A 14,626-nucleotide genomic window follows, 5' to 3' on the forward strand; every position below is an offset into this window, starting at 1 on the left:
CATGATGACCAAACCCGTCACCCCTCACCCCACGCCGCCCGCCGCTGCCGCCAATTCGCCCGGCGCGCGCCGCCCGGCGGTTGCGCCCCGTACACCGCGTCGGCGCGGTTTCTTCGCGCGCATGTTTGCCCCGCGCCCGGTCAAGGCCGGTGAGTCGTTCGGCGCCCCCGGCCAAGGCCCGAGCCTGGCGATCAGCGTCGTGACCGTGGTTGCGCTGTTGCTGCTCTGGATCGCCATTACGTCGTCGGGCATGATCAAGCCGCTGTTCCTGCCGGGACCGCGCGCCATCATCGAGAAGTTCATGCAGGTCGCCACGGAGGGCTTTGCCGGCTCGACACTGTGGGAGCACACGCTCGCGAGTCTGTATCGCGTCTTCGGCGCCTTTGCGCTGGCCTGTGTGACCGCCATCCCGGTGGGCATTCTCATGGGCGTGTCGCGCATCGGCCGCGGCGTGTTCGATCCGCCGATCGAGTTCTACCGCCCGCTGCCGCCGCTGGCCTACTTGCCGCTCGTCATCATCTGGTTCGGCATCGGTGAATTCTCGAAGGTGTTCCTGATTTACCTGGCCATCTTCGCCCCGCTGGCCATTGCGGCACGGGCAGGCGTGCGCTCGGTGTCGATGGAGCAGATTCACGCGGCCTATTCGATGGGCGCTTCGCCGCGCCAGATCGTCATGCACGTGATCGTGAAGTCGGCGCTGCCGGAGATCTTCACCGGCATGCGCATCGGCATCGGCGTGGGCTGGACAACGCTGGTCGCCGCCGAAATGGTGGCGGCATCGAGCGGACTCGGTTTCATGGTGCTCAACGCGGCGGAATTCCTCGCGTCGGACATCGTGATCATGGGGATCATCGTGATCGGCTTTTTCGCGTTCGGATTCGATCTGATCATGCGCTACCTCGAGCGCGTGCTGGTGCCCTGGAAAGGCAAGGTCTGACAAGACGTAAGCAGGTCCGTTGGTCATTACAAAAGACGCAGGGCGGCTCCCCCCGCCGCACCTGCCGTCAGATAAGGTCTTCAGGAGGTTGTGTGGTAGTCGAGACATTGCAGGTCGGGCGTGTTGCCCGTGAGCGGCGCGTTGTCGCATTGGCGGTTCCCCCCCGGTTCTCCCTCTCCCCTTGTTCCATCAGCGTCTGCGATAGCGCCGTGCGCATCGCACGCCCCATCACGGGAGGTCGTCATGGCCAATCGTGAACAGGGCACGCATCTGCAATCGAGCCTCAAGCAGCGGCACATGAGCATGATCGCGCTGGGCGGCGTGATCGGTGCAGGCCTTTTCGTCGGCAGTGGCGTAGTCGTGCATGCCGCCGGCCCGGCGGCCGTGCTGTCGTTCCTGATTACCGGCGCGCTCGTGGTGCTCGTGATGCGCATGCTCGGCGAGATGGCGTGTGCGCTGCCCGCGGTGGGGTCGTTTTACGAGTACGCTCGGCTCGCCTGGAACGACAAGCCGGTCGGCGGTGAGCTGGCCGGCTTTCTGACAGGCTGGATGTACTGGTACTTCTGGGTGATCGTGGTCGCGGTCGAAGCGGTCGCGGGTGCCAACCTGATCCAGTTCTGGCTCCCCGGCATCCCGGCCTGGGCCATCAGTCTCGCGTTGCTGGTGGTGCTGACATTGACGAATCTGGTGTCGGTGGCGTCCTACGGCGAGTTCGAATTCTGGTTCGCGTCGATCAAGGTCGCGGCCATCGTCGTGTTCCTTTTCCTCGGCGGGCTCTTTGTGTTCGGCCTGTGGCCGGGTGCGGTGGCAAGCACCGGACACCTGCTCTCGCACGGCGGCTTCATGCCCAACGGCATTGGCCCGGTGATGGCCGGTGCGGTCGCGGCGACCGGCTTTTACTTCGGCGCGGAGATCGTGACGATTGCGGCCGCCGAAGCCGCCGAGCCGCAGCAAGCCGTGGCACGCGCCACCAATTCGGTCATCGGCCGCGTGCTGTTCTTCTACATCGGCTCGATCCTGCTGGTGGTGATGCTCGTGCCCTGGAACTCCGCCAGCATGGCCACGCCGTATGTGAGCGCGCTCGAAGCAATGCACATTCCGGCAGCGGCGCACATCATGAACGCCGTGGTGCTGACCGCCGTGCTCTCGGCACTGAACTCGGGTTTGTACGCCTCGTCGCGCATGCTCTTCGCGCTCACGCGCCGTGGCGATGCCCCGCGCTCGCTGGCCAAGCTCAATGCGCGTGGCGTGCCGGTTCGCGCCATTCTCATCGGCACGCTGTTCGGCTATGCGGCCGTAGTGATGTCTTACGTGTCGCCCGATACGGTGTTCGCCTTTCTCGTGAACTCGTACGGCACGGTAGCGATCTTCGTGTACGTGCTCATCGCCTTCTCGCAGTTGAAGCTGCGCAAGCGGCTGGAACGCGAGGCGCCGGGCAAGCTCAAGATTCGGATGTGGGGCTACCCGTACCTCACCTGGGTCGCGATTATCGGCATGCTGTCGATTGTCGGGGCAATGGCCTTCATCCCGGACCAGCGCACGCCGCTAGCCCTCGGGGTGGCCAGCCTGACGGTCCTGCTCGTGGCGTTCACCGTCCGGTCGATCTGGCGCAAGCTGCGCTCGCCGGACCCGGGCTTCGAGATCTGAGATAGGTCGGTGTGACAAGGGCGGTGGCAGACTCTGTCGATGGGCGAACGTTCAAATTCCGACGACCGCTTGCCACCGCCCTCATTCGTGGACTACCGCTGGCATCGAGACGATGCGGCATGCCTTCGGACGGGCCAACGTGCGCTTATGTAGCGTTACGCTTGGCACCTCGCCCCCGCAGCCACTCGAGCACAAGTAGCAGACAAGTGGAAAAGACGATCAGGATGGTCGCAAGCGCTGCGATGGTCGGGCTGATGTTTTCACGAATCCCGGTAAACATCTGACGCGGGAGCGTCGCCTGCCCCGGTCCGGCGAGAAACAGCGTCACGACCACATCGTCAAACGAGGTCGCGAAGGCGAACAGCGCCCCCGATATCACCCCTGGCGCAATCACCGGCAGCGTTACGCGAAAAAAGGTTTCCAGGGGGCCTGCCCCCAGCGACAGGCTCGCACGCACCAAATTCTGGTTGAAACCCCGCAAGGTGGCCGACACCGTGGTGACCACAAACGGTGCGCCCAGCGCGGCGTGCGCCAGCACCATGCCCAGGTAAGTGCCGGCCAGCCCCAACGGCGCGAAGCACAGATACATGCCGACGCCGACCACGATCACCGGCACGATCATCGGTGACATCAGCACCGCCATCAGGATCGCCTTGCCGCGAAATTGCACCTGGTTCAGCCCCGTTGCAGCCAGCGTGCCCAGTATCGTCGCCAGCAAGGTGGCCAACGGCGCAATAATGAAACTATTGCGTGCCGCCGACATCCACTCGTCGGAGTTAAACAGGTTGTGATACCAGCGCAGCGAGTACGCCGGGATCGGATACGCGAGGAAGGTGCTGTCCGAGAACGACAGCGGCACCATCACCAGAACCGGCAGCACGAGGAACAACAGCGTAAGCGCGTTACCCGCGCGCAGCAGGTAGTACCAGAGCCGCTCGACCAGGGAAACATACGGCGGAAAGCGCGATGGACGACCACCGGTTGCCGGCGGCTCCTGATACGCGTTATGAGAATTGATTGCTGGTTGTCTCATTGCTCACCCCATGCCCAATTCCGCGCGCGTCAGGCGCCCATAGACCACATACAGCACGAGCGTGGCGGCAAGCAACAGGCCGCCCAATGCACACGCCATACCCCAATTGATGGAAACGTTCGTGAAATAGGCCACGTAGTAGCTGATCATCTGGTCGTTGGGTCCGCCCAGCAACGCTGGTGTGATGTAGTAGCCGATCGACAGGATGAACACCAGCAGCGCGCCAGCGCCAACGCCCGGATAGGTTTGCGGCAAATAGACGCGCCAAAATGCCGCGAACGGATGACTCCCCAGCGAGACGGCCGCGCGCTGATACGTCGGAGGAATCGATTTCATCACGCTATACAGCGGCAAGATCATGAAGGGCAACAAGATATGGGTCATTGAGATGTACACGCCGACCCGATTGAAAAGCAGCTCGAGTGGCGCGCGTGTCATGCCGCTCGCCATCAGTGCCTTGTTGACCAAGCCTTGCCCCTGCAGCAACACGATCCATGCGGCGACACGCACGAGAATGGACGTCCAGAATGGGATCAACACCAGGATCATCATCAAGTTCGCGCGCCGGCCCGGCAGCGTCGAAATCCAATAGGCAAGCGGAAAGCCGATCAACAAGGCGAAGCATGTCACCACGGCGCTGATGCCGAAAGTGCGCGCAAAGATGTTCAGGTAGATCGACGCGTCCGGGTCGGCCGGCACCACTTCGCCGAACGCATTCTGCCGATGGTCCAGCGCCGCGAGCACATAGAACGCAGAGTAGCGGCTGCTGTTCTTGGCGATCGCCTGCCAATAGGGCAGTTCGCCCCATCGCGCATCAAAATTCACCAGCCGCTCGCGCGCCTGTGTGAGCGGCACTGTCTTGCCGTCGTCATCGGTAAACGGCAACGCCCGCGCCGTCTTCATCACTAGTGTGTGAAATCCAGGTAATTCCGTGTTGAGGCGTCGCGCGAGGCCGCCAAGGCTATCGCCGTCCTGTAGCGCCGTCAGATCACTCATCAGTGCGACGTACGCGGCGTCGCCGGGCAACTGCTTGCGATCCCAGCCGTGCAGCGTGCGGCTTGTCGTGGGCAAGGCGCCGACGACCTCGGGATTCTCGACCGCGCGAGTGAGTAGCATCGCAATCGGCACGACAAAGATCAGGAGCAGAAAAATCGCCAGCGGTGCAACCAAGGCCAGCGCCTTGATCCGCTTTCGATTCCGGGTCTGACGCAACTCGTCTTTAACGAGTCGCATGTTCTCGGCAACGGCCAGTGTTGCGGTTTGCATGTAGGAGATCTCTTTTCTCGACGTCGAATCTTGCGATTCCACTACCGTTTCGGGTTCGCTCGTCGGTGCCGCGCGAACCCGAAGCATAGGCTTGCTACATCGTCTTATTTCGAGGCCCATGCCGCAAAGCGTTGCTCGAGTTCATCGCCGCGATCCGTCCAGAAGTCGATGTTCTGAAGCACAGCAGTCGTCACGTTAGCCGGCGAGTTAGGCAAGTCTTTCAGGGTGGAGGCATCGAGCGACTTGACCGCCTCATTGCTGACCGGGCCGTAGGCTATGTGCTTGGCATAGGCACTCTGCGCGGGTGTCGACAGCGAATATGCGATGTATTGCAGTGCCAGGTCCTTCTTCGGCGATCCCTTCGGAATCGCCCAGTAGTCGAGATCGTAGATACTGCCGTTCCAGACCACCTTCAGGTTCTTTCCCTCGCGCTGCGCCGCATCGATGCGGCCGTTGAACGCCGTCGACATGACAACGTCACCGGCCACCAGGAATTGCGGTGGCTGAGCGCCCGCTTCCCACCACTGAATCGACGGCTTGAGTTCGCTCAGCTTCTTGAAGGCTCGATCGACACCCTCCTTGGTCGACAACACGCGATAGACATCCTTGGGCGCAACGCCGTCGGCCATCAGCGCAAATTCAAGATTGCCGCGTGCGCCCTTGCGCATCGCGCGCTTGCCCGGGAATTTCTTGGTATCCCAGAAATCGGCCCAACCCGTCGGCGCAGTCTTGAGCGCGCTGGCGTTGTATGCCAAAACCGTCGACCAGATGAAAATGCCTGCGCCACAGGTCTGCACCGCGGCGGGCGTGAATCCATTCTTCGGCCCGATCTTGCTCCAGTCGAGCTTTTCGTACAATCCCTCGTCGCAGCCACGGCCAAGGTCGCCGGACTCGACTTCGACCAAGTCCCAATTCACACGCTTGGCTTCGACCATGGCCTTGACCTTGGCCTGCTCGCCGTTGTACTCGACGCTCGTCACATGATGGCCGGTGGCCTTCTCGAACGGCTGCACGAAAGCTGCTTTCTGGGCGTCGCCGTTGGCACCGCCGAAGTTGACAACGGTCACGTCGGCGGCTTGGGCAACGCCGAACAGCATGGCGCCGGCAACGACGAATACTGTGTTTACAACCTTCTTCATCTTCAACTCCTGTTGATGGTCAGACGGACAACTAGACAAGGAAACGGGATATCTTGATCAAGTGAATACGCGCAGATGTTCCGGCTCAAACGCGAGCGCGACCGGTACGCCTTGCACAAAGTGCTTGAGCGCCGGCGTTCCCAGCGGCACCTTCACGAAGCATTCGTCCTGCTGCGGCAATTGGCAGCGCATGCGCACGTGGTCGCCGAAATAGATCAGGCCGGCTGCACGTCCCACCACGCCATTAACGCCGCCGTCGACCGACGAAGCCGGGTCAATCAGGCGCATGCGTTCGGGGCGGATGCATGCGCTCACCACTTCGCCAATCTGGGCGCGACGACCCGTACTGCCGACGTCGCGAGCCGCCGACGCGTGAACGCTCATGCCGCGAACCTCGCTTCCGTCCGCGAGCCGCAACGTACAGTAGTCGTCCCCCAGTTGTGAGACCACCCCGCGCAGGCGGTTACTGTCGCCAATGAAGTTCGCAACGAATTGATTGCACGGTGACTCATACAAGCGGTCCACGGTATCGAGCTGCTGTACATAACCTTGATCGAACACGGCGACACGATCGGACATCGTCAACGCTTCGCCCTGATCGTGCGTCACATACACGAAAGTCACGCCTAACCTCTCGTGCAACGCCTTGAGCTCCAGTTGCATGTGTTCGCGCAGTTGCTTGTCGAGCGCACCCAGCGGCTCGTCCATCAACACTAGACGCGGCTCGAACACCAGTGCGCGTGCCAACGCGATACGCTGCTGCTGCCCCCCCGACAACTGCGCCGGATAGCGCTTGCCAAAACTCCCCATCTGCACCATATCCAGCGCTGCGGCCACTCTCCTCGCACGGTCGGCGCCAGGCACGCGGCGCACCTTCAGCGGGTATTCAACGTTCTGCGCCACGCTCAAGTGTGGAAAAAGTGCGTAGTTCTGAAAAACCATGCCGATATTGCGCTGATGCGGCGGCACCGTGTTGAGCAGCACACCGTCGAGCCAGATCTCTCCGCCGGTGGGGTACTCGAACCCGGCCAGCATCATCAGGCAAGTGGTCTTGCCCGATCCCGACGGCCCCAGCAAGGTCAGGAATTCGCCTTGGTAGATGTCGAGGTCGAGTTGTTTGACCACCAACGTTTCGCCGTCGTAGGTCTTGCTCACGCGACGAAAACTCACCAGTACCTGTTTGCTGTTCACCATCGCGGGCCTCTTCATCCCTGGTTGATATGCGCGCACCGAAGCGCGACAAGCCCAATGCGCTTAGGGCGTCACGACGTTTGCGACGCCGTGGAACTTAACTTGAATCCGAATATAGACTGACTTGGCCCTACAATAGGGAACCATTTCTTTATTCTGGATGGGACCACTTTGGACGCAATCATTCTGTCGGACTGGCTGATCCAGCATCTCGACAAGGCGGGCGGCGAGCCGGCATATCGCCAGATCAATAGCCTGCTCCAGCAGGCCATCCTGAGCGGCCAGTTGCCGCCCGGCACGAAGCTGCCCTCCTCGCGAACGCTCGCATCCGATTTGCGGGTGGCGCGCAATACCGTGCTGCACGTCTATGACCAACTGACTGCCGAGGGTTATGTCACTTCGTCCACGGGCAGCGGCACGTACGTGGCGGATACGCGGCCCGCGCGCGCTGTCGATACGGCCGCCTCGGAGATGACATCGCACGAGCAGCCGCACAAGCGCTTGTCGACGCGGGGGCAGCAAATGATCGATCAGGCGGGCGTATCAAAGCGACAATGGGGTGCTTTCATGCCCGGCGTACCGGACACCTCCGAATTCCCGAGCAAGACATGGAACCGCCTCCAAGCCAAGCTCTGGCGCCAACCCAGCCATGAACTGCTGACATATGCATCGGGCAGCGGCTACCGTCCGTTACGACGTGCCCTGTCGGATTATCTGCGCGTGGCACGTTCGGTCAATTGCAATCCCGATCAGATCATCATCACGACCGGCGTGCATCAGTCGGTCGACCTGGCAGTCAAGCTGCTGAGCGATATTGGCGACGTCGCGTGGCTGGAAGAGCCGTGCTATTGGGGTGTGCGCAGCGTGTTCCGGATGTCGGGCCTCGAACTGAAGCCGATCCCGATCGATACCGAAGGCCTCAACCCGAGCGTGGAGGACATGCAGGGCCCACCACCGCGCTTGATTCTCGTCACGCCATCGCACCAGTATCCGATGGGGATGGTAATGAGCCTGTCGCGCCGCCGAATGCTGTTGGATTTCGCGAGCAAGCATCGTACTTGGGTGATCGAGGACGACTACGACAGCGAATTTCGCTATGGCAGCCGGCCGATCTCATCGCTACAAGGACTGGATACGGCAGGTCAGGTCATCTATGTCGGTAGCTTCGGCAAGACCATGTTCCCCGGTTTGCGCATGGGCTATATGGTCGTGCCCGAGAACCTGATCGAACACTTTCGCACCGGCCTGTCGGAGCTGTATCGCGAAGGCCAGTTGATGCAGCAAGCGCTGCTGACCGACTTCATCATCGATGGCTACCTGACCTCGCACATTCGACATATGCGCGCGCTGTACGGCGAGCGGCGCACCTTGTTGATCGATACGATTCGCGCCAACTTCGGCGATGCGCTGCCGGTGATGGGCGACGAAGCCGGATTGCACCTGGTGCTTGGCCTGCATGGGCAGTCACGAGACCCGCACGATAACCCCATTTCGGATGAGAGAATTACCGACGAAGCACTGGAAGCGGGCATCGTGGTGCGGCCTCTGACGCGCTATTACATCGACCCAGCCTCGGCACAATCGGGCCTGTTGCTCGGCTATGCGTGCGTGCCCAACAACCGTATTGAGCCCGCCTTCGACAGCCTCGCCCGCGTCATCGAAAAGCACCTGAAGCCGTAGACAAGCGCTGCCGAAAATACCAATGCTCAGCCATTCGGATCGGCGGGCACGATTCTCCCTCAGCGACTGTCCATTCCCATCCGAGGCGAAGCCGCACCTCATTCGCCAAAAAAGCGGCTCCATCAAAGATAATGAAATGGCTCTTTTTTAAGAACCAGACCTGAGTATATTCCGAACTATCAGCCAGATCGTGCCGAACCTCGGCGCGGCAACCGGACCACTCAGGAGTCGAAATGTTGAATGCGGAATTTCACGCGCGCAAAAATGCCGCCACCCCGCGCGGGATCGGAGTCATGTGCGATTTCTATGCGGAACGAGCGAAAAATGCCGAGCTCTGGGATGTCGAAGGACGGCGTTTCATCGACTTCGCCAGCGGCATCGCTGTGCTCAACACAGGGCATCGTCACCCCAAGATCGTAGCGGCGATTCGCGAACAACTGGATCGCTTCACGCACACGGCATACCAGATCGTGCCGTATGAATCGTATGTGACGTTGGCCGAGCGCTTGAATGCCTGCACGCCGGGTGACCATTCGAAGAAGACCGCCTTCTTCACCACCGGCGCCGAGGCTGTCGAAAACGCGATCAAGATCGCACGTGCCGCCACGGGACGTACGGGGGTGATCGCATTCGGCGGGGCATTCCACGGTCGGACAATGATGACCATGGCGCTGACGGGCAAGGTCGAGCCATACAAGAAGGGTTTCGGGCCGTTCCCTGGCGAGGTGTACCACGTGCCGTTCCCATCGGCACTGCACGAGATCGACTCGGCGCAGAGCCTCGCGGCGATCGAACAGCTGTTCAAGAGCGACATCGACCCGCAGCGGGTAGCCGCGATCATCTTCGAGCCGGTGCAGGGCGAAGGTGGCTTCTACCAGGCGCCGCCGGAGTTCGTGCGTGCCTTGCGCGCGTTATGCACGCAGCACGGCATCCTGCTGATCGCGGACGAGGTGCAAAGCGGCTTTTCTCGTACAGGCAAGCTTTTCGCGATGCAACACTACGACGTGATACCCGACCTGATGACCGTAGCCAAGAGTTTGGCAGGCGGCATGCCACTGTCGGCAGTCGTCGGTCGCACGGAGATCATGGATGCAGCCGCGCCGGGGGGGCTGGGCGGGACATATGCGGGGAATCCGCTGGCCGTTGCGGCAGCGCATGCGGTACTGGATGTGATCGAGGAAGAGCAGCTTTCATCGCGCGCCGAGACCTTAGGCAACCAGTTGAAGGCGCGCCTGCGCAAGCTACAGGCTTCGGTGCCGCAGCTTGTCGAAGTGCGCGGACCGGGCGCAATGGTAGCGGCGGAATTCCACGATCCCCAAACCGGAGCGCCGGCACCGGAAGTCGTGAAACGGATCCAGGCCCGCGCACTGGAACAGGGCCTGCTGCTGCTGAGTTGCGGTGCCCATGGCAACGTGATTCGCTTCCTGTTTCCGCTGACCATAGAACAAGCGGTGTTCGACGAAGCTCTCGGCATTCTGGAGACAGCCTTGCTCGAACTTAGCGACGTAACGGTCTGAGCGTGCCTCGTTTTCACGCGCAGCAATTCACGCCGCCTATCGCATAGCCTCGTCGTCGCACGCGCCTCGAAGCATGGCGGCTTCGAGCGCCTGCGTGAGCCGACGCTCGTCTTCGTCCGAAACAATGCCGATGAACACGATGACCGACGACGCGGCAGGCAGATCCGAGCGACGTGTGAGCATCGAACGACGCCCGACGACATGCAGCTCGCTCATCTGACCGGCCTGCAGCGCCACGAAGCCCTTCGCGCGCAGCAGTTTGTCGCCCAACAGGGCCAGCGCCGCTTTCAGTCGCGACCGGTCGAACACGCCACCGGTCGCGACGCTGAAACTGCGCAGTCCACGCGGCAACGCGCGTGATGCCGACTCCATCGGGCGCGGGCTCAGCAACCCGGGCAAGGTCATCACGTCATCGGGAAAGAGAATGGCGGGTGGCACGACGCCCTGGTTCGCGGTGACAACGACCTGCGTTGCCCCCAGCGATGCCAGTCGCTCTCTGACGGCCTGCAACCTGGCGTCGCTCACCAGATCGGTCTTGGTCAGCACGAGCGTGCTGGCCGCCGCAATCTGACGCCGGACGATGTCGCCGACATAGCGATCGTCCAGTACGGCGTCAATGCCATCGACGTCTACCGCCACCACAATGCCATGCAGGCGGAATGCCTTGTCGAGCAACCCCACCTGCGCGATGCGCAGCGGATCGGACACACCGCTCGCCTCAATCACGAGCAAGTCGGGCCGCTGCGCGCGCTCGCCCAGCGAGATCAGCGTCTCGACCAGGCGTCCGCCAATGGTGCAGCACACACAGCCGTTCTCAAGTCCGATCACGTCGTCGCCTCGCTCACGAATGAGCGACGCGTCGACATTGATCGAACCGAAGTCGTTGACGAGCACGGTAACGCGCAACCCCTCGGCATTTTGCAGCAGCGCGTTGACAAGCGTGGTCTTGCCCGCACCGAGATAGCCGCCCAGGACGACCATCGGGATCGGAGGCCTGGGCGCCGCAGCGACCGCTGCGGGTGCGAGGGGTTGACTGCCTTGCATCGTCGTCACGCCGGGGCGCGGAACACCTCGCCCCCGAGCACCGTGCCCCACACCGGCATCTGTCGCAGATCGTCGACGGGCACCTCGAACGGATCCGCCTCAAGGACGGCAAAGTCGGCGTACTTGCCGACTTCGACACTCCCGACCAAATGATCCATTCCCAACGAGAACGCGGCACCCAACGTGATCGCGTGCAAGGCATCCGCCACCGGCAAGCGCAGCGACTCGCCCAGCACGCGTCCCGACGACGTCTCCCGTTTGGCCGCGCACCACGCGGTGAACAGCGGATTGAGCTGGGTGATCGGCGCATCCGAATGCAAGGCGAACGGCAGGCCGATCTGACGGGCGACCTCGGCGGCATCCATCCGATTGGCGCGATCCGGGCCCATCGTTTGGTGATAGTGTGCGTCGCCCCAGTAGTAGACGTGGTTCGCGAAGAAGTTCACACACATGCCGAGCCGCTGCGCTCGCGTGAGTTGCGCGGCATCGGCCATCTGGCAGTGCTGCAACGTGTGGCGATGATCGACACGCGGATGCAGCGCCAGCATCGCCTCGATCGCATCAAGCACGACGTCGGTCGCCTCGTCGCCATTCGTATGAATATGCAATTGCAGGCCAGCCGCGTGGAACGGCATGAACGTCTCGACCAGTTGCGACGGTGGAATCAGCCAGAGCCCGTTGGGCTTGCCATTGTGGTATCCCGGCCAGCGCAGCCGCGCCGTAAAGCCTTGAATCGAGCCGTCGACAATGAATTTGACCGGCCCGTAATGAAGCTTGTCCGTGTTGCCCTCACGCGCGCTCAACACGCGTTGCGGCCCCCCTTCCGGGCAGCGCTGCGGCGCAAACGCCGGCACGATGCGGATCGGATATGTCGGGTCACCTGTCACCTCGCGAAGATTCGCATTGCCCGACGGCGTCAAGTCGTTGACGAGGTCGGTGGCCGTCGTCACCCCGGCGAGCTGCGCAACGCGTCCGAAATTCCAGATCGCGCGAACACTCTCGCTCGCGGCAATCGATAGTCCTTCCCCAATGACCCGATACACCGGAAACATCGCCGCGAACTCCTGCAATTCACCGGTCGGCTCGCCGTCAGCGCCCATGACGACGCCTTCGACATCGGTGTCGCCGTCGATGCCCGCCAGCGCGAGCATTGCCGAATTCACATTCATCAGATGCACACTGGCATGCAGGATCGCAATGGGCCGGGTGGCGGACACGGCATCGAGGTCGCGCGCGACGAGCGGCGCGCCCTCGAAGAAGATCGGGTCGTAGCCCCAGGCCAGCAACGGCTTGGGGTCGCCGGTCATGCGTTGCTCAGCCTCGCGCAGGCGCTCCAGCACGGCGGCCGGCGACTTCAACCCTTCCCACAAGTGTCCATCGGGGCCGCGCCGGTCGTAGTAACCCACGTAGACGGCATCCCACATCGCGCCCTCCATGAGGTGGCAGTGCCCCTCCACCAGTCCGGGCATCAACACCTTGTCGCGCAATGTGTCGATCGGTGCCGCGTCGGTCCAGCGCCGCATGTCCTGCAAATCGCCGACGGCCAGGATGCGGCCGTCGCACACGGCCACGTGCGTCGCAACCGGTTGCGCCGGGTTCATCGTCAGGATCTTGCGGGCGACGTAGACGCGAATGTCGTCGCGGCTGGCTGCGGTGTTGTCTCTGTCTGTCATCACGACTTCTTGTAGGTGGAAAGCGAGCCGACCCCCGTGTCCATCGAACGCTCGCGACTGCCGCCAAGCAGCAAGTTGAGCACCGACATCACCACGATGTTGACGACCAGGCAGATCAGCCCGAGGTTCACGCCGCCAAGGTCCGGATTCTTGAAGTAAAGCACGAGCGCCAGCCCCTGACCGGCCAGCACGCCGGCCGCGACCGCTGACGCCCGGACACGCAGTCGCAGGACCACGGCGATCACGCCCGGCAGGAACTGCGTCACCCCGTAATAGGCCATATTGATCAGCGTCAGCATGAGGTTCGGCGTGAGCAGCGTAAGTACGATGGAGCCCAGCAGATACAGCACGATCACGACCTTCGAGCTGGCTTTCTGACGATGCTCAGGCATGCCCGACAGAATGTTTCGCGTGACGATGGGGCCCAGTGCGAGGCAAATCCCCGCGAGCACGAGCAACCCCGACAACGCCGCGCCTGCCGCCACGAGCCCGACCAGCCACGACGGCAGCAATTGCGTCACGGCGGCGAAGAACGCCTCGTTCGGCGACGCCAGTGTGATGTTCCGGCTGATCGCGTAATACGACGCCAGCACGAGGAACGGATACATCAGCATGTACAGCGGCATGGCGACCTGCGTGCGGCGAATCGTCGAGGCACTTTTCGCCGTGAAGAAGTTCTGCACGCCAAATGGCATGACGTACATGCCGAGCGACTGGAAGACGATGGTCGTCATGGCGAACGTGAGCTGTTGCGTGCTCATCGCGTTGCTCACGTGCTGGCTCGCGGCCTGGAACACCGGCGTCACGCCCACTTCCCACGCCACGGCCACCCCGGTGATGACGATGGCGGCCACCATCAGCACGTCCTTGAGAACGGCGATATAGGCCGACGCGCGCACGCCTGCAATGGCGATGTAGATGAAGGCCAGCATCGCCGAAAAAGCGATGAGCCACAGCGGCTGGAAGTTCCACCCCAGCCCCTTGAGCGCCGCCACCAGACCGGTGAACTGCAACTGGCCCCAAGGCAACAGGAAGACGATGGCGGTCACCGCCACCACGAGTTCGAGAAAGCGATTTTGAAAGTGCCCCTTGAACAGATCGGGCAGTGTGATCGCGTTGTAGCGTTTGCCCGCATCCCAGATCTTCGGGCCGAGGAAATACCCGACCGGATAGGCCAGCAGGATGTAGCCGAGAAACCAAACGCCATACGTCGGCCCCTTGGCGTAAATGCCGCCGGGAAAGCCGACCATCGTGCCAATGCTGTAGATCTCGCCGGCCGCGAGGAAGAACACGAGCCACGCGCCGAACTGGCGTGACGCCACGAAAAAATCGTGCACGCTTTGCGGGCCGCGTCCTCCGCGCGCTCGCAAGGCGAGATAAACCGACAACAGGATGAAGCCGGCAAAGATGAGGGTTGCCATCGACGCAATCTCCGGGGATTCGTTAATGAAGCGCTGGTCGCGCTGTCTGCGCGAGCTGGGCACGACGGCAAAACACGC

11 protein-coding genes are annotated in these 14,626 nt (G+C 62.2%); 4 read left to right on the plus strand and 7 right to left on the minus strand.

From position 1 onward, the window contains the following. Positions 1-121: 121 nt before the first annotated feature. The gene (locus PanNE5_RS03430) at positions 122-937 is read left to right on the plus strand and encodes an ABC transporter permease subunit (RefSeq protein ID WP_017235496.1); all 816 of its coding nucleotides are present in this window, start codon (positions 122-124) and stop codon (positions 935-937) included. A gap of 243 nt (positions 938-1,180) precedes the next feature. Continuing rightward, on the plus strand, positions 1,181-2,584 hold the full coding sequence (locus tag PanNE5_RS03435) for an amino acid permease (protein ID WP_017235495.1): 1,404 nt from the start codon (positions 1,181-1,183) through the stop codon (positions 2,582-2,584). Between the two features lie 145 nt (positions 2,585-2,729). On the opposite strand, the gene PanNE5_RS03440 is transcribed toward PanNE5_RS03435, so the two are convergent. From PanNE5_RS03440 to PanNE5_RS03455, 4 genes are all read right to left on the minus strand, one after another. Further along, complete coding sequence (locus PanNE5_RS03440) at positions 2,730-3,617, minus strand: ABC transporter permease (protein ID WP_017235494.1); 888 nt, start codon at positions 3,615-3,617, stop codon at positions 2,730-2,732. Between the two features lie 3 nt (positions 3,618-3,620). Next, positions 3,621-4,883 carry an ABC transporter permease gene (locus PanNE5_RS03445; RefSeq protein ID WP_026132276.1) on the minus strand — a complete coding sequence of 421 codons (1,263 nt, stop codon included), beginning with the start codon at positions 4,881-4,883 and terminating at the stop codon, positions 3,621-3,623. 104 nt (positions 4,884-4,987) lie between these two features. Continuing rightward, a complete protein-coding gene (locus tag PanNE5_RS03450) occupies positions 4,988-6,022 on the minus strand; it encodes an ABC transporter substrate-binding protein (RefSeq protein ID WP_017235492.1) in 1,035 nt (344 codons plus the stop codon). Between the two features lie 57 nt (positions 6,023-6,079). Further along, positions 6,080-7,213 carry an ABC transporter ATP-binding protein gene (locus PanNE5_RS03455; protein ID WP_261939795.1) on the minus strand — a complete coding sequence of 378 codons (1,134 nt, stop codon included), beginning with the start codon at positions 7,211-7,213 and terminating at the stop codon, positions 6,080-6,082. Positions 7,214-7,384: 171 nt separating this feature from the next. Here PanNE5_RS03455 and PanNE5_RS03460 point away from each other — a divergent pair, with 171 nt between their 5' ends. Further along, a complete protein-coding gene (locus PanNE5_RS03460) occupies positions 7,385-8,893 on the plus strand; it encodes a PLP-dependent aminotransferase family protein (RefSeq protein ID WP_017235490.1) in 1,509 nt (502 codons plus the stop codon). 233 nt (positions 8,894-9,126) lie between these two features. Next, entirely contained in the window at positions 9,127-10,410 is a 1,284-nt protein-coding gene (gene gabT, locus PanNE5_RS03465; protein ID WP_017235489.1) for a 4-aminobutyrate--2-oxoglutarate transaminase, read from the plus strand. Between the two features lie 36 nt (positions 10,411-10,446). Here gabT and PanNE5_RS03470 read toward each other — a convergent pair whose 3' ends face one another. The 3 genes from PanNE5_RS03470 to PanNE5_RS03480 form a co-directional block, all read right to left on the minus strand. Beyond that, positions 10,447-11,391: a CobW family GTP-binding protein gene (locus PanNE5_RS03470; protein ID WP_261939796.1), complete on the minus strand. Its 945-nt coding sequence runs from the start codon at positions 11,389-11,391 to the stop codon at positions 10,447-10,449. A 68-nt stretch (positions 11,392-11,459) separates the two neighbouring features. Then, a complete protein-coding gene (locus PanNE5_RS03475) occupies positions 11,460-13,127 on the minus strand; it encodes an amidohydrolase (protein WP_017235487.1) in 1,668 nt (555 codons plus the stop codon). Continuing rightward, entirely contained in the window at positions 13,127-14,548 is a 1,422-nt protein-coding gene (locus tag PanNE5_RS03480; protein WP_150551648.1) for a sodium:solute symporter, read from the minus strand. The genes PanNE5_RS03475 and PanNE5_RS03480 overlap by 1 nt, the downstream gene beginning before the upstream one ends. Positions 14,549-14,626: the final 78 nt, after the last annotated feature.

It is taken from the genome of Pandoraea sp. NE5 (genome assembly GCF_024363545.1).
Classification (GTDB): Bacteria; Pseudomonadota; Gammaproteobacteria; order Burkholderiales; family Burkholderiaceae; genus Pandoraea; species Pandoraea cepalis.

Excerpts from the sequence above, each read along its gene's own strand:
- PanNE5_RS03450 (WP_017235492.1), bottom strand. The coding sequence starts at position 6,022 with ATGAAGAAGGTTGTAAACACAGTATTCGTCGTTGCCGGCGCCATGCTG.
- PanNE5_RS03475 (WP_017235487.1), bottom strand. The coding sequence starts at position 13,127 with ATGACAGACAGAGACAACACCGCAGCCAGCCGCGACGACATTCGCGTC.
- PanNE5_RS03430 (WP_017235496.1), top strand. The coding sequence starts at position 122 with ATGTTTGCCCCGCGCCCGGTCAAGGCCGGTGAGTCGTTCGGCGCCCCC.
- PanNE5_RS03480 (WP_150551648.1), bottom strand. The coding sequence starts at position 14,548 with ATGGCAACCCTCATCTTTGCCGGCTTCATCCTGTTGTCGGTTTATCTC.
- PanNE5_RS03435 (WP_017235495.1), top strand. The coding sequence starts at position 1,181 with ATGGCCAATCGTGAACAGGGCACGCATCTGCAATCGAGCCTCAAGCAG.
- PanNE5_RS03440 (WP_017235494.1), bottom strand. The coding sequence starts at position 3,617 with ATGAGACAACCAGCAATCAATTCTCATAACGCGTATCAGGAGCCGCCG.
- PanNE5_RS03470 (WP_261939796.1), bottom strand. The coding sequence starts at position 11,391 with ATGGTCGTCCTGGGCGGCTATCTCGGTGCGGGCAAGACCACGCTTGTC.
- PanNE5_RS03445 (WP_026132276.1), bottom strand. The coding sequence starts at position 4,883 with ATGCAAACCGCAACACTGGCCGTTGCCGAGAACATGCGACTCGTTAAA.
- gabT (WP_017235489.1), top strand. The coding sequence starts at position 9,127 with ATGTTGAATGCGGAATTTCACGCGCGCAAAAATGCCGCCACCCCGCGC.